Origin of the sequence: Vibrio sp. RW (assembly GCF_027587105.1) — a bacterium.
In the GTDB taxonomy this organism is placed as follows: Bacteria; Pseudomonadota; Gammaproteobacteria; order Enterobacterales; family Vibrionaceae; genus Vibrio; species Vibrio toranzoniae.
Genome location: NZ_JAPPTM010000001.1, coordinates 334,751 through 355,106, shown reverse-complemented (window position 1 = coordinate 355,106; position 20,356 = coordinate 334,751). Strand labels below are relative to the sequence as shown.

Genomic DNA, 20,356 nt, shown 5'->3' with positions numbered 1-20,356 from the left:
GAACTTAATATTTCACTGAGAGGTGTCAAATGAACAGCACACTTTTTCTTACAGGCTTCGGCGTGTACGTATTATTCTTAATCTGGTTAGGCTGGTTTGTCTCGCGTAATCAAAAATCTGGCGAAGATTTCTTATTAGGTGGCCGTGGCCTGCCATTATTCTTAGTACTGGGTACAACCGTCGCGACGATGGTCGGCACCGGTTCAAGTATGGGGGCGGTTGGCTTCGGCTACGCAAATGGCTGGGCGGGTGCTCTGTACGGAATTGGTGGTGCTGTGGGCATCCTATTACTTGCCCTTTGGTTTGCTCCGGTTCGTAAACTGAACTTCATGACCATGAGTGAAGAGCTGGCTTACTACGTAGGCGCCAACCGAACCGTGAAAAACGTGGTTGGTCTACTTATCTTTATCGCATCAATCGGTTGGTTAGGTGCGCACATTCTAGGTGGCGGCATGTACCTAGCGTGGATTGCAGACATCGACCTTAACCTTGCGAAAATCATTATTGCTGCAGCTTTCACAATCTACGTTGTTATCGGTGGCTACACTGCGGTTGTATGGACCGATACCATTCAAGCAATCATCCTTTTTGCTGGCTTCATCCTAATGGCGGTTATGTCTGTTGATCACATTGGTGGCATGGACAACCTTTATGCTGCGATGGACCCTGCTGCTACCAGCTTTTTAGCAATCGATAAACTGGGCATTCTGCCTGCTGTTTCTTTGTCTGTGGTTATCGGTGTGGGTGTACTGGCGACGCCTTCATTCCGCCAACGTATCTACTCTGGTAAAGATGTTTCAACTATCCGTCGCTCATTTGTGGCCTCGGGTGTGTTGTATCTTTTCTTCTCAATTATCCCTGCAATCATTGGTATGGCTGCACACGCCATCGACCCATCATTGGATAACCCGAACTACTCGTTCCCTTACGTAGCAGCAACGGTTCTTCCAGTTGGCGTAGGTATGATTGTTCTTATCGCGGGCCTATCTGCAACGATGTCGAGTGCAAGCTCAGATGCGATTGCTGGTGTGTCTATCCTACTGCGTGACGTGTACGTGATGTTCACAGGCCGCGTACCAAATAAAGAATCAATGCTGAACTACTCTCGCTTGGCTCTGATTGTGGTGATTGGTTTCGCACTACTGTTCGCGCTAACGTCAAACGATATCATTGGCTACATCACTAAGATGATTTCAACCGTTATGTCGGGCATGTTTGTGTGCGGTATGTTGGGTAAATTCTGGAAACGCTATAACTGGCAAGGTGCGCTGGCAACACTAGCGGGTGCTTCTGTGGCTTCATTCATAGTCATGCTAAACGCTGATTACACAGCCTTCTGGGGCAACCCTGTGATTCCTTCATGTTTGTTTGCTCTAACGGCAGGTGTGGCTGTCAGCCTATGTACTCCGGCTAACCAAGTAACACCTGAAATGGCAAAAGCGATTCTTGATGACGAGCGTGCTCTGATGGAGATGGAAATGTCTGAGACTGGCGTACTTGAAGAAGAAGCGGCACCTCAACGTCCTGTAAATCAAACAAGCTAATCTCAACGCTCCACAGCGAGTGAGTACAACAAAATTAGTACGACAAACTGTGGAGTGATTTAGCTAGCTCAGGCTCTGCTTAGCGGCAGGGCTTTCTTCCCCATTTATCTCTCTATTTTAGGATCGGCTATGCCTGCATCTTCTCATTTCAATATTGCTTTCTTTGGCGAATGTATGGTCGAAATCAGCGGCTCCCCATTAACCAAAAAGTTTGGCGGTGACACGCTTAATACCGCCCTTTACCTTTCTCGCTTAACTCAGCATCAAAACCTCTCTGTGCACTACGCGACAGGGCTTGGTAGCGATGAACTGTCTCAGAACATGGTTGATAACTGGCAGTTAGAAGGTATTCAAACCAACTTCGTCGAACGCATCCCAAACAAGTTGCCCGGCTTGTACATGGTCGAAACCGACGAGACAGGCGAGCGACACTTTCATTACTGGCGTAACGACGCGGCAGTAAAATTCTACTTTCAAATCGATAACTTAAACAAGCAAGCTGACAACCTAAACAAGCTTGAAATCGCGCTAACAGAGAAACAGGTCGATGCGATTTACATCAGCGGTATCAGTATCGCGATCTTGGATGATGCCTCTCGTGAGCGCCTATTCAAAGCCATTAGCGTGTTCTCAAACCAAGGCGGTAAGGTGATTTTTGATAATAACTATCGCCCGCAACTTTGGAGCACTGAACAAGCTCAACATTGGTACGCCAAGTTACTGCCATTGGTCGATATCGCATTGATCACCGAAGACGACGACCTGCTTGTATGGGGTAACTCCGAGAGTGTTCAACAACGCTGCCTTCGTTTGGGTTGCCAAGAGATCGTCATCAAACGTGGCTGTGAGCCATGCAAGATTGTTCAAGTTGAACAAGGCGATGTTGTTGAGAGCTATGTATCCGCGACTCGTGTTTCTAACGTAGTCGACACCTGCGCTGCGGGTGACTCCTTTGCGGCGGGTTATCTGGCGGCGCGCCTTACTGGTGAGAGCGCCCCCGATTCAGCTGAACTAGGTCACCAACTGGCTTCTACCGTTATTCAATACTCAGGCGCGATCATCCCGATAAGCGCCATGAATCACTTAATTAAAAAATAGAAAAACAAAGCGGAATTATTATGTCTCAAGAAATGATCAACAAACTTAAGCAATTCAAAGTTATCCCTGTTATCCAAATCAACAAGGTTGAACACGCGATTCCACTGGCAAAAGTGTTGGTAGAAAACGGCCTACCAGTTGCTGAAGTAACATTCCGTACTGAAGCGGCAGCAGATGCGATTCGTGCGATGCGCGATGCGTACCCAGAGATGTGTATCGGTGCTGGCACAGTATTAACGCCAGCGCAGATCGACCTTGCGAAAGAGTCGGGCAGCGAATTCATCGTAGCTCCGGGCCTGAACCCAAACACCGTAAAACGTTGCCAAGAAATCGGCATGCCAATCGTTCCGGGCGTCAACAACCCAAGCCAAGTAGAGCAAGCGCTAGAGCTTGGCCTTAATTTCTTGAAGTTCTTCCCTGCCGAAGCGTCTGGTGGCATCAACATGGTGAAATCTTTGCTAGCGCCTTACGTTGATGTGTCGCTAATGCCTACTGGCGGTATCGGCAAGCACAACGTGAATGACTACCTAGCAGTGGATCGCGTGGTCTGTTGTGGTGGTACTTGGATGGTATCGCCGAAGATGATCGAGAACGAACAGTGGGACGAGATCGCGGTGTTGGTTCGTGAAGCGGTTGAATTGGTTAGCTAGTCATAAGTTTGTGAGCTCATTCGTTTGTTAACAGGCGATAGGCTTTGAGCTCACGATAAACAACAGCAGTGGCTGAAGGTTCTGTTTTGTGAATCGCCTCCGATAAACAAAACAGAACCCCCTTTATATAGGAAAACTAATAATGAAAAAAACTATATTGTCTCTATTGATTTCAGGTTCAGTAGTGTCCCCAATGACGTTAGCAATGGCTCCGAATACCGATCTAAATTTAATGCCGTATCCACAGACAGTTGAGCTTCAAGCTGGACAAGTTAAGGTCGATGGTAACTTCAAGGTTTACATCAAAGGCTTTAACTCTGATCGCGTTGAATACACGGCGAAACGCTTTATTGATCGCCTTGAGCGTCAGACGGGTGTGCCGATTTTAAATTGGCAGGTTGATAGTGCAGACCAAGCGAACCTGATCATAGATATCGACGCAGCACCAAAGTCTGAAATACAAAATATCGACTCTGTAGAGTCCTACAAGATTACGACTCAGGGTGAACAAATCACGCTGAGTGCACCAAGCCCTTATGGCGCTATCCACGGCATCGAAACCCTTTTACAGCTCGTTGAAGCGACAGCGACTGGCTATCATATTCCTGCCGTAACCATTGTTGATGAGCCTCGCTTTCGTTGGCGTGGAGTATCTTATGATACCTCGCGTCACTTTATTGAATTCGATGTGTTGATTCGTCAGCTAGATGCGATGGCGTCGGCGAAGATGAACGTGTTCCATTGGCACTTCTGGGACGATCAAGGCATTCGCATTCAAACCGAATCATGGCCGCGTCTGTGGTCTGAAACCGCTGATGGTAATTACTACACCAAAGACCAAGTCCGTTACTTAGTTGAATACGCCCGTAACCTTGGTATTCGTGTGATTCCTGAAGTGTCGCTGCCGGGTCACTCTTCTGCTGTAGCGCATGCTTACCCACGCTTGATGTCGGGTGGTGAAGGTCAAAGCTATGAACAAGAACGTGGCTGGGGCGTATTTGAGCCATTGATGGACCCACTAAACCCTGAGCTCTATGAAATGCTGGGCGACGTATTTGATGAAGTGACAGAACTGTTCCCTGATGAATACTTCCACATTGGTGGCGATGAGCCGAACTATGCGCAGTGGAAAAACAGCGAAAAGCACCAACAGTTCATCGAAGAGAACAATATCGATGGCGAGCGTGGCTTGCAGTCTTACCTCAACGTAAAAGTTGAAAAGATGCTCGAAGAGCGCGGCAAGAAGATGACGGGTTGGGATGAGATTTGGCATAAAGATCTGCCAACTTCTATCGTGATTCAAAGCTGGCAAGGGCACGACAGCATTGGTCGTGCGGCGAAAGAGGGCTATCCAGGTATTTTGTCTACCGGTTACTACCTAGACCAACCTCAACCAACCAGTTACCACTATCGTAATGACCCAATGCCAAGTGGCATCACGGTTGACGATAAGCTGCACAGCGGCGAGAAGTTTGTGACTTACCAATGGCAAAAGCCTCGCTCTAAAGGGAGCCCACGTAAGGGAACACTGACTATCATTGAAGCGAAAGACGGTACTTTCCGCGCGTTCAGTGATTACAACGGCAAGTCTCGTGAAGAGATTTACATCCTTGATTATGTGCCGGGTAAAACCTTTGTTGGCCACTTCGATAACTTCATGTCGTACACCGAGTTCAACCTGAACCTCAATCCAAATGGGTTTGCGGAAGGCAGCTATCAGTTAATTGGTAACGTGCGCTGGCCAACCACAGGCGAAGTGATTGCGAGCAGCGATGTAGAAGGCAGTGTGATTCTTGAGCCAAACGGTGGTTACCCTGCGGAGTTAACCGACAAAGAAAAAGAGCTCATCTTAGGCGGCGAGATCACCATGTGGCTAGAGAACAAAGACAGCCTCACGGTCGAAAACTACTTATGGCCACGTAGCTATGCAATAGCAGAGCGCTTCTGGTCTGATGCCGCATTGACCGACGAGCGCAGCATGTATAAGCGTATGAAAGCGATGGATACATGGTCTGAAGTCTCGGTTGGCCTGCGTCACCATGCGGATGCTGATATATTGTTAAAACGCATTGCGAAAGGTCAAGATATTCACGACCTGCAAGTGCTTGCCAAGTACACCGAGCCAGCACAGTACTATGCGCGTAACTGGGAGAAGTGGAACTCTACTGAACCCAAGGGTACTTTATACAGCCAATACGAGCGCTTAAACCGCTTTGTTGATGCGCTGCCAGTCGAAAGCTACGCCGTGTATGAGATGCAAGATTTGGTCAACGACGTTGCGACGGGCAATCAACAAGCGCTTGAGCAACTTGCAGAGCATTATCAACAAGCAAAAGCGGCTGCACTCGCTGCTAAAACTGTCTTCGCTGGCAATGTGTCCTCAGTAGAAACTGTGATTGTCGCAGAGAAAACGGCGGAAGTCGCAGACTTGGCGCTCACCTTGATTGCTAAAGCGCAAGCAGGTGAAAAAGTTAGAGCAGCAGGCGTGAATGCCTACCAAGCGATACTGTCTGATTCAGCGAAAATCTACGATGAATCGATCATCGCGATTGTTCGCCCCACAGAGCTACTGTTAAAGGGGCTGGCTGAATAGTTGAAGCCACTGAGTGAATAACCTGCTAGTCGACTAGCTAACCGCTAAATAGATAAGCAGATAAAAGCTGAATAGCGAATAAGTCACACGACAATAAGAGATTCAAAACCGCCCTCTGTGGGGAATAGTGATTAATTTGTCTCAATATTTTGGAGTCGTTACCAGATATTAAACTGAGACACGCCTTAAAGAGTAAAGAATATGAGCTTGTTTTATCCAACCTAGCATAAACAAATTAGCTGAAATAATGAACAAAATGGCTGTCTATTCTTATATTTAAGGTAGGTTACATCCCCACAAATAATTTATGAGTAATATCTGGGCCTAATCTGAAAAAGGAATAGTCCCTATGTATAAGTACAAATTACCTGTCCTTGAAAAAGTCGGATTTGGCGCCGGAGATATGGCTGTCAATGTGGTGATTTCATCGATGATGTTAATCATTACATTCTTCTATACGGATATTTTTGGTATCAAACCCGAAGACTTAGCGATGTTATTCATTGTGGTCCGATTAATCGATGCGGTGACCGACCCGTTGATGGGCATGATTACCGATAAGTTTACCTCTCGCTGGGGTCGTTACCGTCAATACCTACTCTTTCTTGCGATTCCTTTTGGTGTCTCGGTCTACTTAGCTTTCAGCACACCAGACGGTGATTACAACACTAAGCTGGTTTACGCTTACGCGACATATATCTTGATCACTGTCATGTTTACGGCAGTGACCATTCCATACATCTCTTTGATCAGTGTGATGACCGACGATCCGAAAGAGCGCTTGTCTGCGAACGGTTACCGTTTGTTCTTCGCTAAGATCGCGGCTTTTCTTGTCACCATTATCGTTCCGCAGTTATCAACCGCTTGGGGCCAAGATAACATCCAATTGGGTTACCAATATTCGATGGGTTTGATGGGATTGATGGGCACGTTGCTGTTCTTGTTTTGTTTCGCGACCACCAAAGAGCGTATTGAACACGTGGTCGACAAAAAGTCATTCAAAGACCAAGTTAAATTGCTGATGAGAAACGACCAATGGTTAGTGCTGTGTGCGGTATGTGTGACAGGTACTATCGGCTACGTGATTCGTGGGTCAGTTGCCGCGTATTATGCCAAGTACTACCTCAGTGGTGACGCGGGTACTATCTCAGCCTTCCTTGCAACGGGTGTCGGTGCGGCGATTCTGGCGATGGTTGCGTCAACTTGGATCACTAAAAAGTACTGCAAAATTAAACTGTTCCGTTACAGCCAAGTATCGGTACTGTTATTAAGCTTGATGCTCTACGTATTTGTTGGTCGTGAAGATTTGGCTTTGGCTTTCGTGTTGTATTTCTTAGTTTCTTTCGTCGTAGATTTGCATGCACCTGTATTCTGGTCTGCGATTGCCGAAGCCGTTGACTACGGCGCATACAAAACAGGTCAACGCGTTTCTGGCCTAGCGTTTGGCGGTATCTCCTTTAGCCAAAAGCTAGGTATGGGGATCGGCGGTGCGGTGGTCGGTTGGCTACTAACCTATTTCAATTACGTGCCAAACGAAGCGCAATCAGACTACGCCCTTACCGGTATCGCACTGATGTTGACGGTTATCCCAGGCTTTTTCCACTTCCTAATGGGCTCACTGATGTCTAAATACAAAGTGACTGATAAGTACTACCAATCGATGACGGCCGCCAACATCCAAGGCGGAAAGAAAAACCTAAGTGAAGTTCAACCTTCAAAACCTCAAACAAGTTTCGAAAATTAAGGCGAGAGTATGACTGAATTCGTAAATCCTATTATAGAGCAGCGTGCTGATCCACACATCTTCAAACACTCGGACGGCTATTACTATTTTACCGCTTCGGTACCGGAATATGATCGCATAGAGATTCGTCGAGCAAAGAGTATCTCTGAACTCGACACCACCAGCGAACTCGTCAATGCATGGTACAAACCAGATACAGGCCCATACAGTGATTTAATCTGGGCACCAGAGCTTCACTTTATCGATAACGCTTGGTACGTCTACTTTGCCGCCGCGCCATCACGAGAAATCATCGATGGGTTGTTCCAGCACCGTATGTATGCGATTTCCAATTCGAATCCAAACCCGATCACATCAGAATGGACGTTCGAAGGGAAAGTCGATACTGGCATAGACACGTTCTGTCTGGATGCGACGTCTTTCAGTCACAACGGAGTTAACTACTATGTTTGGGCGCAAAAAGACAACAACATCGGCGGTAACTCCAATATTTATATATCGGAGTTAGAAACACCGACCAAGCTACGTACTGCTCCCCGATGTTTGACCCTTCCAGAGTTTGAGTGGGAAAAAATTGGTTTTTGGGTCAATGAAGGACCGTCGGTTATCCATCGTCACGGAAAGTTCTGGATGACTTACTCCGCCAGCGCGACCGACGAAAATTACTGTATGGGGCTGCTGTACGCGGATGAAAACAGTGACTTGCTTGACCCAAAAAGCTGGGTGAAATCGAAGCAGCCAGTGTTTAAAACTAATTGGGAGAAAAAGATCTACGGGCCTGGCCACAATAGTTTTACGGTCGATGAACAAGGCCATGATCTGTTGGTGTATCACGCACGCGATTATACCGAAATTGAAGGTGACCCGCTTTGGGACCCAAATCGCCACACACGCATTAAACGCCTCATTTGGAAAGACGGCTTTCCTATTTTTGGTGAAGCGATTTAATCCAGTTATCTCAGTACCTGCAACTTGCAGGTACTGTGTTTTTGCAAGGAGTATCTATGCCTAACAGCATCGTCCCACCCAGCTCGATCAAGGCTGCTATCGAGAGCGATCTTTTTACCGATGACAAGCCGGCCAAGGTTCATACTTTACGTAATCACCACGGCATGACGGCTACTTTTATGGATATTGGTGCAACATGGTTGAGCTGCCAAGTTCCAACGCCTTTTGGCCAGCGTGAAGTGTTGCTCGGCATGACATCAATGCATGATTACCAGTCTCACTCGGCGTTTTTAGGTGCGACCATAGGCCGTTTTGCCAACCGTATTGCCAAAGGGCAATTCAACTTAAACGGACAGGTTTATTCCATTACTCGTAATGATAATGGCAATAGCTTACACGGTGGTATTGAGGGTTTTGATAAGCGCCGCTGGTTGGTGAAAGACAAAAGTGATTTACACATTACTTACTGTTTGATGTCTCCCGACGGTGACCAAGGGTTCCCGGGAAACCTTTCCGCTGAAGTCGCGTATACGTTGACGGAAAACAACCAGCTGTGTATCGAATATTCGGCTATTTGTGACAAAGATTGCCCTATCAACCTAACTAACCACGCCTACTTTAATTTAGACGGTGCGGAATCTGGCAAAACCATTCTCGATCATGAATTACAACTGCGTGCCAACGAATACCTGCCCACCGATGATAAACTCATTCCGACGGGTGAACTGAAAGCGGTGCAAGGGACCAATTTTGATTTTAGTACAGCTCAGAGAATCGGAGCCCGTTTACTACAAGATGAAGACCAAAATTTGGCCAAAGGTTATGACCACGCTTTTACTTTGCCTGAAGAATTGACTGACGGTGTGAGCACTATCGCTCGCCTAACCAGCTCCGATAAACAGGTGGTGATGTCTGTGTTTACCGACAAACCAGCGATTCAATTCTATAGCGGGAACTTCTTGTCAGGAACACCATCTCGTACTGGGGAGTATCAAAACTATCAAGGGCTTGCGCTTGAGACTCAGTTCCTACCTGACTGTCCAAATCATCCAACATGGCCGGAAGCGAACAAACGTTTCATTACTAAAAAGTCATTCTATCAGCATCAAACCAGTTATCAGTTTATGACCCATCATAGTCAGTGATCACAAACGATTTGGGCTGGTAGGGGGTTCTAGCCCAACATGGTGCTTACATCACTTTCTCACGATCAAGCTTCGGGCTTAACCCCACTTTATTCTTGAAACCGCGACGAAAGTAGAGTGGTTCAGAGTGAGCCTTTATTTTCAACTGCTTGTGTTCAACTGCCTGTATTCAATGATTACTTTCAACGGAGCGTACCGGTTATTTCTGACTACTTACATTGTGCAGCGTTAGGATGAAAGTCATGCCTTGGTCTGGGTTGTTCTTTGCTATCAAGGTGCCCTGCATATCACGCACGTTGTTGGCGGTGATTGCCAGCCCGAGCCCCAAACCTTCGCCCATCTTTTTGTTGGTATGGAAGGGTTCGAAAATAGTTTCGAGTTGGTCTTCTGAGACGCCGCAGCCATTGTCTTGAACCTTGATCACCACGCGTTGCTGTTCGGTGTGTGCACTGACAATAATGGTGGCAGGCGTTTGATGGTTGGTGGCGTCAACGGCGTTTCTGATCAGGTTGCCAAGCACTTGGCGAAGTCGTGCCTCTTCTCCCATTACCATCGAAACATTGGACGCGATACGTACTCGCATATCAATATTTTTTAACTCGGCTTGGTGAATTCTCAGGGTTTCTTGTAGCGCCTCTGTGAGAGAAACTGGGTAGGGGCTTTCCAGCCTTTTAAAGGCGAACGACTTCAACTGACTGGTCATGTTAGCCATTCGGTCGATGAGGCTCATGACTAAGTCCATGTTCGCTTTCAACAGTTTGGTCTCGCCTCTTTCCATCAATAATTGATTGCTAGAAAGCAGAGTTTTTAGGCCGGTAAGCGGCTGATTAAGCTCATGAGTGATTGCACTCGACATGCGACCTAGCGCTGCGAGCTTGCTTGATTCAACCAGCTCTTGCTGTGCATCTTTTAGATCTTGTGTTCGCTCTTCTACCCGCAGTTTCAGCGTTTTATTGGCGTTTTGCACCGCAATTTCCGCTTTCTTGCGTTTACTTATATCGATCACCGTACACAGGTAATAAGTGGTGTCATGCCAAGGGAAAGCGCTAATAGAGAACAACACAGGAAAGTAGCTACCATCACTGCGTCTTGCCATGGTTTCGACACTGGTGATCTCGGCCAGTTCTTGGTGTTGTTCTAAATTCTTGAGCAGTTGGAGTGTGGTTGAATTTGGATTACCCGCTTCAAAAAGTTGCCACGCTTTGATGTTGCTTATCATTGAGTCGGACAGGGAAAAGTATTTCTTTGCCATCAGGTTGATATCGTGGATATGGCCGTATTTATCGATCAATACTAACCCAACATGCGTCTTATTGATCATCCTAGACAGTCGTTTCTCCGACTCTTCGATAAGCTTTTGGATTCGCAAATTGCTGAGCTTTTTCTGGCGTCTTTGATAGAGGATAACCAACAATAACAGAACGAAAAGACAGCCCACAGCCACGCTCCAACTTATCCAGTTAGTGGTTTGGTTGAGGCTAGTTAATGGGGTCAAATAGGTTAATCGCCAATTTAGATCGTCCAACTTGATCGATTGAATCAGGTAGTCCTTACCTTGTAGTTGCCACACTTGAATATGGGTTTGATCGTACAACTCGCGTTTTGTGGCTCTGGGCTGAGAATTGAAGGTGTCGTTGAACCAATCGGCACTCAATCGATTATCACTGGAGAGGAAGAACTGCTCTCGAGGGTTTTGAAACAGTATCGCTTCACCATCGGCAAACCATTGATCGATAAGAAGCGATAAGTCGATTTGTACCGCAACAATACCCACCACATCGGATGCTCGATAAACCGGTGCCGCAATGAAGTAATCGGGTGTCACGCCTTTATTTTTGGTGACCACTGAGATAGCGCCACCTTGCTGGTGGATCTTAGACACAATCGTATTGGCGTTCTTTTTACTCAGCTTGCTTCTTTCGACACTGGAAACCAACAACTCACCTTCAGCGGAAAGTAGATACCACCCCTTGGTGTTGGCCGCTTTGTCTAATTGAATTAGTTGTTTTTTAATGTGTTTTTGGAGGCGACTTTCACCATCAATAAAACGAACGCTGGTTTCATCGTTCGTGACCAGGTAAGGCAAATAGTAAAAACGTTTGAGTGTGCGTCTTGCTTCAGCAATGTACCCAAGAAAGCGTTGTTCTGCATAACGCTGAGCTTGCTCAAGCTTCCACTGGCTTATCCCATTTTTAGTGGCTAGCTGAACCAAACCAATTAACAAACAGGCGAACACGAACAGCCAATATCGATTATTTTTAACCATTCTTGATTAAATCCTTTTAAATTAGTTAGCTGTCTGTCTCTTTAAATGAGTGAGTGCGAAGCTTCACGGTTTTATGACTGGGAAGATGAAGTGTGGGACAAATTGAAGCTAACAAACATTACAAAACGGTTAAAGGAGTGTTATCCAAAGTGGGAGCTAGCTCCTTTTAGTCTGCGGTGTTTTTACATACCGTGGGCGACATTATTCTGATGTAAGCAGCGGAACCAAACTATGCAACGTATAGCTTTGATTGAAGATGATGCGATAGTGCGTCAAGCAACCAGTCAGTGGTTACAATTAGCGGGCTTCGATGTCACCGCATTTGAGGTTGGGCAAGATGCGTTAAACGCGGTAGAGCAGGGTGATTTCCAAACCATCATTAGTGACGTGCGTTTGCCTGATATTGATGGCGTTGAGCTATTAGGGCGGTTCAAAAATCTTGTGCCAGACGTGCCTGTTATCTTGATTACAGGTCACGGTGATGTCGATATGGCGGTTAAGGCTTTACAGCAAGGTGCCTATGACTTCATCGAGAAGCCGTTTGATCCAGAACGCCTCTCTCAAACGGTCTCTGAAGCGGTAGATAAATTTCAAAGTGGCCAAGACAGGATCAGTCGCCAAAGCTATTTAGATAACTTGAAGGGCATTGAACAGGTTCTGATTGGTCGCAGTAAAGTGATGTGTGAATTGAGAGAGCAAATACACAAGGTTGCCTCGATTGATACCAATGTGATTATTTATGGTGAAACCGGCTGTGGTAAAGAGCTGGTCGCCTCTTGTTTGCATGAGTTTAGTCAGCGAAAACCTCATCCTTTTGTGCCACTAAACTGTGGTGCGATTCCAGAAAACCTATTTGAAAGTGAGCTGTTTGGCCATGAAGCTGGTGCGTTTACTGGAGCCGCCAAACGACGTATTGGTAAGCTAGAGTTTGCCGACAAGGGGACGGTGTTTCTTGATGAAATAGAGAGTATGCCGCTATCTATGCAGGTCAAAGTACTGCGGACCTTGCAAGATAATGTCGTTGAGCGTGTTGGTGGTAATCAGCAACAACATGTTGACTTGCGTGTGGTATCTGCTTCGAAAAGCGATTTGCTCAATCACCCCGACTTTCGCCAAGATCTTTTCTACCGTTTGAATGTCGCGCAGCTGCATTTACCGCCGCTCAGTGAGCGAGAAGACGATGCTCTTATTCTTTTCGAACATTTCACCCAGGAAGCCAATATTGAAACACGAATTGCTAGTGAGGCTGATCGCTATGCTTTGTTGTCGTACTCGTGGCCAGGTAATGTGCGTGAGCTGCGCAATGTCGCGATTCGTTTTGCATTGGATGAAAGCCTGACAGTCGGTGATATTTTGGCGTGTCGTCCTAACTCTGTTACGGAGTCCACCACGGCGGGTATCCCTTTGGCTGTCCAGGTTCAGAGTTTTGAGCGAAAAGTGATTCACGACGCGTTAGTGCGTTATCAAGGGCGTATCAACGATGTGATGCAAGATTTAGATTTACCACGTCGAACACTAAACCAAAAAATGGTCCGTTATGCATTGAACCGAAGTGACTATGTCGACTCTTAGTGAACCGTTTAACTGTCATTATTAATGATGACTGATGAGCAATAAATGGCTCATTGTTTATTTATCAATTTATTAACATTGATCACGCAAATGTAACGCAGTGTGATGTAACCACCTTTATGAGGGTGTTAATTACGGCTTTGGATAAGCAAAAAACAGCTCATGTAATCGCTGTTAAATAAGCAATATTTTGCCTATTTCAAATGATTTTTTCATTTAATGTAAGCCATATCAATAACTTACCTTATTGGCATTGTGCTTGCTATCTAGCTTTTGTTGTTAACAAAAATATAACGTGAATAACTCTACATGGAGAGTAACAATGAAATACAACAAGCTAGTTAAAACTTTAGCGATCGCAATGGCCTCTATTGGCCTTATCGGCAACGCTTCAGCACAAGAAGAGCGCAGCTACATTTTAGCAACGGCCTCAACGGGTGGGACTTACTATCCGGTTGGTGTGGCCTTAGCAACTTTGAGTAAAGTTAAGCTTGCGCCTAAGCAGCACTTTTCTTTGGCGGCTATCAGCTCTGCTGGATCCGGTGAGAACGTAAAGTTGTTAAATGAGAACGAAGCTCAGTTTGCCATTTTACAAGGCTTGTATGGCGCGTGGGCGTGGCAAGGGCTTGGTCCATATGAGAAGTCAGGCAGTCAAAAGCAACTGCGTTCAGTCTCTATGCTATGGCAAAATGTTGAGCATTTCATCGTTCGTTCTGATCTGACAGAAACGGGCACCATGACTGATTTGAAGAACTTGAATGGCAAAAAGTTCTCTATTGGTAAGAAAAACTCAGGAACAGAGAATTCAGGTCGTCAAATTATGCGAGGCCTTTCCATAGACCCAGAACAATTTAAACTCGCCTTTATGGGTTACGGTGGCAGTGCGAGCGCATTACAAAATGGCACGATTGATGGCATGAATACGCCCGCTGGTGTTCCTGTCGGGGCGGTTACTCAAGCATTTGCGGCCTTAGGTGAAGACATTCAAATCTTGTCGTTTACCGATGCGCAAATCAAACAAGCGAACGGTGATTACAATATCTGGACAAAATATGAGATCCCAGCAAACACTTATCCAGGTGTCGATCAGCCGATTACCACTATCGCACAACCTAACTTTCTAGCGGTTCGTGAAGACATCTCTGAAGAGGATGTTTATCAGCTCACCAAAGCTATCTATGAAAACCTACCTTTCTTACAAGGTATCCACAAAGCAACCAAAGCAATGGCTCTCGAGAAAGGGATCGCAGGTCTTCCTGTTCCGCTTCACCCGGGCGCTGCACGTTACTACCAAGAAGTGGGCATCGAGATCCCTTCTGAGTTGATCGTCAACTAGCTTACCTGTTGTCAGGTAACTATTAGTTTATGAGCCATTGGTTTATGAACTATTGGTCTGTGAACTAACGGTTTTCCATCAACTACCCCCTTCGTGACTTAATTGTTGGTGCGCGTTCGCTAAAGAATGTGTTCGTGCGCCTCCTCACTTTATGGATTTTCTCTTCGTGTTTGCTGCGGAGAGCAGGAGTTTTCTATGAGCGATTCGCTGCAGCAGGAACTGAAAAAATTTGAACTGCCGACCCGGACGGATTTCCCGTGGGTGGGCAAAGCGATAACAACAATGGGTGTGATTCTCTCTTTATTGCACATTTGGTTTAACACGCTATCCACCTTACCAGAGCTTTGGGTTTCAGCGACTCACTTCGCGGGTTTTGCGATCATCTGTGCGCTTTGGTATCCGGCTCATATCTCGCTTAAAAAGAGCAAAGTAGCTTTAGCGGTCGATATCGGAATCGCTTTGGCGGCTCTGGCTTGCCTTATCTATATTCCCTTTGCCGAAGATGCGCTTTATGAGCGAGGCGTGAAGTTTATCGCCAGTGATTGGTTCTTCTCTATCTTGGCGATTGCGATTGTTATTGAGCTGATTCGCCGTACTATGGGCTGGTTTATTCCGGTGCTTATCTTGGTGTGTTTGAGCTATGTGGTGCTTTGGGGGCAATGGACCAGCGGCATCTTCCACTTCCCGGGGTTGAGCCTTGAGACTCTACTTTATCGAAGCTTTTATTCTTCGGAAGGGATGTTCGGCTCTATCTCAAGAATCAGTTGGACCTTCGTGTTCATGTTCATCCTATTTGGCGCATTCTTAGTACGCTCTGGTGTCGGTGATTACATCATTGATGTGTCTCGCGCGGCGGCGGGCAAAGTGATTGGTGGCCCCGGTTTCATTGCGGTGATTGGCTCTGGCTTGATGGGCTCGGTGTCGGGCTCTAGCGTGGCAAATACGGTATCCACTGGCGTAATCAGCATTCCCCTGATGCAAAAAGCAGGCTTCCCTTCGCGTTTTGCAGCAGGGGTTGAAGCCGCGGCATCGACGGGCGGGCAGTTGATGCCACCAGTGATGGGCGCTGGTGCGTTTATCATGGCGTCTTACACGCAAATCCCTTATGTCGATATCATTGCGGTTTCCTTCTTACCTGCGCTTATCTACTTTTTGTCTGTGGCTTTTTTCGTGCGTATTGAAGCGAAGCGTAGTGGTGTACAGAAGGTGGTTTCAGGGTGTGAACCGTTGTTGAAGGTGCTACTTTCAGGATGGCACAACCTGATCCCACTAGCGGTGTTGGTAACCTTGTTGGTGAAAGGCTTTACGCCGACTTACGCGGCGGGTATCTCTATCCTGTCTGTCGTAGTGGCTTCATGGTTCTCTAAGAATCACAAAATGGGTCCAAAAGCGATCATCGAAGCGCTTTCTCAAGGCGCGAAAAACATGGCGACGACGGCAGTATTGTTGGTGGGTATTGGTCTCGTTATCAACGTGATCAGCACCACCGGAATTGGTAACACTTTCTCGTTGATGATCAACAGTTGGGCGAATGGCGACTTGCTCATCATGATTGCTTTGATCGCACTCGCTTCTTTGATTCTGGGTATGGGCTTACCAGTAACGGCGGCTTATATCGTGCTGGGCACTTTGTCGGCTCCGGCTTTATATAAACTGATTGCTGAAAGCCAGTTGCTTGACCTGTTGGTATCGGGCCAGTTACCTGAACAGGCGAAAGCCATCTTTATGTTGGCGGCACCAGACAAGTTAGATTTATTGAATGCACCAATGGCACTTGAAACAGCCAAAGAGATGATTGCTTTAGTGCCTGCTGATTTTGTGGAAACGCTGCTTGAGCAAAGCCTCGGCCTAGAAGCGATCAGCCTTTCACTGCTTTCTGCACACTTGATCATCTTCTGGCTATCGCAAGACAGCAACGTGACACCGCCAGTTTGTTTGACTGCATTTGCGGCAGCGACTATCGCTAAAACACCGCCAATGAGAACAGGTTTAATGGCTTGGAAGATCGCCAAAGGCTTATACCTAGTACCGTTGCTGATTGCCTACACTAATTTAGTGAGCTGGGATATTGTCTCGGTACTGGTAACGGGTGGTTTTGCTATTGTTGGCACTTATGCGTTTATCGCGGCAATTGAGGGTTACCTAGAAAGTGAAATCAATGTGATGACTCGAGTCGTGTTAGTCGTGCTTGGCGTGGCCTTGGTGTGGCCTGATGTTTCAGTCGTAATTCGCTTAGTGTGTGTTGCTTTGTTTGTCGGTATTTTTATTCACAGTGGTCGCAAATACGATGCTAATAAAGCGCAAAGAGAATCGAAAAGCGAGGAAGAAACTGAACCTCAAATCGAGTCTAGAACGGTCGCTTCCTCCCTATAATTAAAAGGATTGAATGTAGGAATATTATGAATTCAATATACGACTATATTATTGTAGGTGGCGGCATTGTTGGTGTGTCGACCGCGTGGCAATTGCAACAAGCTCACCCTGATAAAACCGTACTTTTAGTTGAGAAGGAGCGTGGGTTTGCGCTCCACCAAACGGGTCATAACAGTGGGGTGATTCACGCAGGTGTTTATTATGCCCCCGGCAGCTTAAAAGCCGATTTTTGTAAGCGTGGTGTAGAGCGCACCATTGCTTTTTGTAGTCAGCACGATATCCCTGTTGAGAATTGTGGCAAGCTGTTGGTTGCAACCAGTCAACAAGAAGTGGAGCGAATGAACGCGCTCTATCAGCGTTGTCAGGACAACGATATTGATGTCGATCTCTTGGATCAAGCACAGCTAAAGCTTGCTGAGCCGAACATAACGGGCTTAGGCGCGATTTATGTCAAAACCACCAGTATTGTGGATTATAAAAAAGTGACCGAAGTGATGGCTCAAGAATTTGTTGAAGCGGGTGGCAAGCTCAGTTTAGGCACCGAAGTGGTCATGGCGGATGAACAAGCAGATGAGGTGCAGTTAACGTGCAAAGTCGATGGTCAGACTCTTCAACTCAATAGCCGATTCTTGATCACGTGCTCAGGTTTGATGGCTGACAGAATGACCAGCATGCTAGGCATTGAAACTGACTTCCAGATTGTCCCATATCGAGGTGAGTACTATCAGTTGGACGCGAAACACAACCAAGTGGTGAATCATCTTATTTATCCTATTCCAGACCCTGAACTGCCTTTCTTGGGTGTGCACTTAACACGCATGATTGATGGCTCGGTAACAGTAGGGCCAAATGCAGTTCAAGGCTGGAAGCGAGAAGGTTATGGCAAGCTTAACTTTAGCTTTAAGGACACTTGTCAGATGCTGAGCTTTGCGGGCTTTTGGAAAGTCACCGCGAATAACCTGAAAACAGGATTGGTGGAATTTAAGAACTCGTGGTGGAAGCCGGGTTACCTAAAATTGGTCAACAAGTACTGCCCGAGCATTACGGTTGATGATTTTAAGCCTTACCCTGCAGGCATTCGCGCTCAAGCGGTGCTCAAAGATGGCACCTTAGTTCATGATTTTCTGTTTGCCGAAAGCCCAAGAAGTTTGCATGTGTGCAATGCGCCATCACCAGCCGCGACCTCTGCAATGCCGATTGGTGAATATATTTGCACCAAGGTGATGAAAAAGACGGCTTGATGATAACGGAAGATCATTGACCGAACTTTTTCCGCAGACAATAAAAAATCCGCGAGCTCAATTCTATTTAGGATCGAACTCGTGGATTTTTTTAACTTTGTCCATTTAACCTAGAGAATATTTCTACCTAACAAATATGCCTGATGCTCGGTGGAACTCGTATGAGTGATGGTTTACAAGGCTCATAGCGACTGAGGAACAAAGTTGGCGACGATAGATACATCGTTAAAGTTACGGTAACCGCGCACCATGATGTTGAATTCACCCGCAGGTTTATTCAATACACACTGTTCGTTACTGCCATTTGTGTATGGACGACAATCGTAGCTAGCTTTCGAAACCAGACCGTTGTGTTTGACGTATAGGTCGGCATCACCACTGCGAGGTCCGGTCATTGTTACGGTTAACTGACCGGCATCTTGAGTCGTAAAGGTGAAGAATTGCTCTTCACCATATCCCGCCGTAAGGCCTTCAACAGGGACACCATTTTGCAGCTCTTTAGGGCCTGAAACTGGCGAATCAAGGCTGGTTTCAACGAGGTAAGCAATCGCCAGTTTGGCGAATTTTGTTGCGTGTGTTGCCGTAGGGTCGGAGTTATTGAGTGTATCGTGTTCCGTATGGATGTTCGGGTTGTAATCGTTGAACATGCTCTCAAACGGCATTGCTGCTGGATAGCCAACATTGTGCCATGAGGCGTGGTCAGAACAGGCGTAGCCACAATCATCAAAGCCGTAGCTGATCTCACTGGCGTAAGTATCGATAAGTTCACTCAAATAGGCGGTGAGATTGCTGTCGGTATAATCCGTAATGAAGGTGATATCGTGCGCTGAACCGTTGTAGTTAGTCATGTCTAATTGCAGTACCGAGACAACGTTTGCTTGCTCATCTCTTAAAGCGTTAGCGACATCTTGCGAACCGCGCAATCCCACTTCTTCTGCCGCATAGCCATAGAATTTGATGGTTTTATCGGGCTGAATCCCACTGGCAACCATAAGGCGCAGCGACTCTGTCACGGTAGCGATACCTGAAGCATCGTCATCCGCGCCCGGGGAGATGGTGCCTTCACTTGTCCAAGAACCGACTGTGGAATCAAGGTGCCCGCCAACAACGACGATCTCTTCTGGGTATTTAGCACCAAGTAGCGTCACTTCAACCGATTTTTGCGGATATTCAGCGTGTGTGATTTGGCGCGCGGACGCATAGGGCACATCTTTAATTTCCGCTTCCCAACGCTCTAAAAGCCAATCTGAAGCAGCAACACCAGTAGAAGTCGTATAAAAACGGTTGGTGAAAGTGGTCAGATTTTCTATGGTTGTGACCATGTTATTGGGTTCAACCTGAGCGAGTAAGTCGTTCACGGTATCTTGGTGGCTGATCACTGGCTTTTCGAACGTGCTCATCGTCAGTGGCATAGCTGCCGCTTTGAGTGCACTTGCTTGATCTTCATGCACCATGTAACCACCACAGCGGTGGGTTTCTTCGTGCATATGGCTAGAGAGTTTAGCCAGTTGTTTCTCGTTTATTTTAGCCACAATGGAGTTCTTGTTCGCAACCAGCCCTGAATAAACTGTTGCGCCGTGTTGAGTCACAAGGTGCTGGGCATCTGCATCGGTTGTGATCCAAACTTCTGAGCCCTCTGGTGGCGTAATGCCGAGTGATGCGTAAGCCGAGACACTCCCGAATATAGCGAATGCCAGGATGCTTTTTTTGATAGCCATTTGTCGTCCTTTTTATGGTTAATATCATTGTTCTGATTGGTATTGTTTCTATTTACCGTCGTTTGTCTGACGTTGTCTTTCTGGTGCTGCTATTGGATATTTTCACTATCCAAATAGAGAAACAGGGC

Annotated in this window: 13 protein-coding genes; 11 read left to right on the top strand and 2 right to left on the bottom strand. The window is 46.6% G+C overall.

Translation table 11 applies throughout. The annotated features are described in order from the left end of the window. Nucleotides 1–29 precede the first annotated feature (29 nt). From OCT63_RS01490 to galM, 7 genes are all read left to right on the top strand, one after another. Entirely contained in the window at nt 30–1,544 is a 1,515-nt protein-coding gene (locus OCT63_RS01490; RefSeq protein WP_269983059.1) for a sodium:solute symporter family protein, read from the top strand. Between the two features lie 129 nt (nt 1,545–1,673). After that, nucleotides 1,674–2,642, top strand: coding sequence for a sugar kinase (locus tag OCT63_RS01485; protein ID WP_269983058.1), 969 nt, complete (start codon nt 1,674–1,676; stop codon nt 2,640–2,642). Nucleotides 2,643–2,662: 20 nt separating this feature from the next. Further along, a complete protein-coding gene (locus OCT63_RS01480) occupies nt 2,663–3,292 on the top strand; it encodes a bifunctional 4-hydroxy-2-oxoglutarate aldolase/2-dehydro-3-deoxy-phosphogluconate aldolase (protein WP_161679557.1) in 630 nt (209 codons plus the stop codon). A gap of 142 nt (nt 3,293–3,434) precedes the next feature. Further along, nucleotides 3,435–5,885, top strand: a complete 2,451-nt coding sequence (locus OCT63_RS01475; RefSeq protein ID WP_269983057.1) for a family 20 glycosylhydrolase — start codon at nt 3,435–3,437, stop codon at nt 5,883–5,885. 349 nt (nt 5,886–6,234) lie between these two features. Then, nucleotides 6,235–7,629 (top strand): MFS transporter, encoded by a 1,395-nt coding sequence (locus OCT63_RS01470; RefSeq protein WP_017057738.1) that lies wholly within the window; start codon nt 6,235–6,237, stop codon nt 7,627–7,629. 9 nt (nt 7,630–7,638) lie between these two features. Further along, the gene (locus tag OCT63_RS01465; protein ID WP_137025785.1) at nt 7,639–8,577 is read left to right on the top strand and encodes a glycoside hydrolase family 43 protein; all 939 of its coding nucleotides are present in this window, start codon (nt 7,639–7,641) and stop codon (nt 8,575–8,577) included. Between the two features lie 56 nt (nt 8,578–8,633). Next, nucleotides 8,634–9,722: a galactose-1-epimerase gene (galM, locus tag OCT63_RS01460; RefSeq protein ID WP_269983056.1), complete on the top strand. Its 1,089-nt coding sequence runs from the start codon at nt 8,634–8,636 to the stop codon at nt 9,720–9,722. Nucleotides 9,723–9,921: 199 nt separating this feature from the next. On the opposite strand, the gene OCT63_RS01455 is transcribed toward galM, so the two are convergent. Further along, nucleotides 9,922–11,988 (bottom strand): ATP-binding protein, encoded by a 2,067-nt coding sequence (locus OCT63_RS01455; RefSeq protein ID WP_269983055.1) that lies wholly within the window; start codon nt 11,986–11,988, stop codon nt 9,922–9,924. A gap of 231 nt (nt 11,989–12,219) precedes the next feature. Here OCT63_RS01455 and OCT63_RS01450 point away from each other — a divergent pair, with 231 nt between their 5' ends. The 4 genes from OCT63_RS01450 to lhgO all read left to right on the top strand — a co-directional run bounded on the left by OCT63_RS01450 (nt 12,220) and on the right by lhgO (nt 18,510). Next, entirely contained in the window at nt 12,220–13,560 is a 1,341-nt protein-coding gene (locus OCT63_RS01450; RefSeq protein WP_269983054.1) for a sigma-54-dependent transcriptional regulator, read from the top strand. Between the two features lie 322 nt (nt 13,561–13,882). Beyond that, complete coding sequence (locus OCT63_RS01445; protein ID WP_017057743.1) at nt 13,883–14,896, top strand: TAXI family TRAP transporter solute-binding subunit; 1,014 nt, start codon at nt 13,883–13,885, stop codon at nt 14,894–14,896. 195 nt (nt 14,897–15,091) lie between these two features. Continuing rightward, nucleotides 15,092–17,269 carry a TRAP transporter permease gene (locus tag OCT63_RS01440; RefSeq protein ID WP_161679553.1) on the top strand — a complete coding sequence of 726 codons (2,178 nt, stop codon included), beginning with the start codon at nt 15,092–15,094 and terminating at the stop codon, nt 17,267–17,269. 26 nt (nt 17,270–17,295) lie between these two features. After that, complete coding sequence (lhgO, locus tag OCT63_RS01435; RefSeq protein ID WP_161679552.1) at nt 17,296–18,510, top strand: L-2-hydroxyglutarate oxidase; 1,215 nt, start codon at nt 17,296–17,298, stop codon at nt 18,508–18,510. A gap of 182 nt (nt 18,511–18,692) precedes the next feature. Here lhgO and OCT63_RS01430 read toward each other — a convergent pair whose 3' ends face one another. Then, a complete protein-coding gene (locus OCT63_RS01430; protein WP_269983053.1) occupies nt 18,693–20,228 on the bottom strand; it encodes a M28 family metallopeptidase in 1,536 nt (511 codons plus the stop codon). Nucleotides 20,229–20,356: the final 128 nt, after the last annotated feature.

Excerpts from the sequence above, each read along its gene's own strand:
- OCT63_RS01490 (WP_269983059.1), top strand. The coding sequence starts at position 30 with ATGAACAGCACACTTTTTCTTACAGGCTTCGGCGTGTACGTATTATTC.
- OCT63_RS01485 (WP_269983058.1), top strand. The coding sequence starts at position 1,674 with ATGCCTGCATCTTCTCATTTCAATATTGCTTTCTTTGGCGAATGTATG.
- OCT63_RS01480 (WP_161679557.1), top strand. The coding sequence starts at position 2,663 with ATGTCTCAAGAAATGATCAACAAACTTAAGCAATTCAAAGTTATCCCT.
- OCT63_RS01475 (WP_269983057.1), top strand. The coding sequence starts at position 3,435 with ATGAAAAAAACTATATTGTCTCTATTGATTTCAGGTTCAGTAGTGTCC.
- OCT63_RS01470 (WP_017057738.1), top strand. The coding sequence starts at position 6,235 with ATGTATAAGTACAAATTACCTGTCCTTGAAAAAGTCGGATTTGGCGCC.
- OCT63_RS01465 (WP_137025785.1), top strand. The coding sequence starts at position 7,639 with ATGACTGAATTCGTAAATCCTATTATAGAGCAGCGTGCTGATCCACAC.
- galM (WP_269983056.1), top strand. The coding sequence starts at position 8,634 with ATGCCTAACAGCATCGTCCCACCCAGCTCGATCAAGGCTGCTATCGAG.
- OCT63_RS01455 (WP_269983055.1), bottom strand. The coding sequence starts at position 11,988 with ATGGTTAAAAATAATCGATATTGGCTGTTCGTGTTCGCCTGTTTGTTA.
- OCT63_RS01450 (WP_269983054.1), top strand. The coding sequence starts at position 12,220 with ATGCAACGTATAGCTTTGATTGAAGATGATGCGATAGTGCGTCAAGCA.
- OCT63_RS01445 (WP_017057743.1), top strand. The coding sequence starts at position 13,883 with ATGAAATACAACAAGCTAGTTAAAACTTTAGCGATCGCAATGGCCTCT.
- OCT63_RS01440 (WP_161679553.1), top strand. The coding sequence starts at position 15,092 with ATGAGCGATTCGCTGCAGCAGGAACTGAAAAAATTTGAACTGCCGACC.
- lhgO (WP_161679552.1), top strand. The coding sequence starts at position 17,296 with ATGAATTCAATATACGACTATATTATTGTAGGTGGCGGCATTGTTGGT.
- OCT63_RS01430 (WP_269983053.1), bottom strand. The coding sequence starts at position 20,228 with ATGGCTATCAAAAAAAGCATCCTGGCATTCGCTATATTCGGGAGTGTC.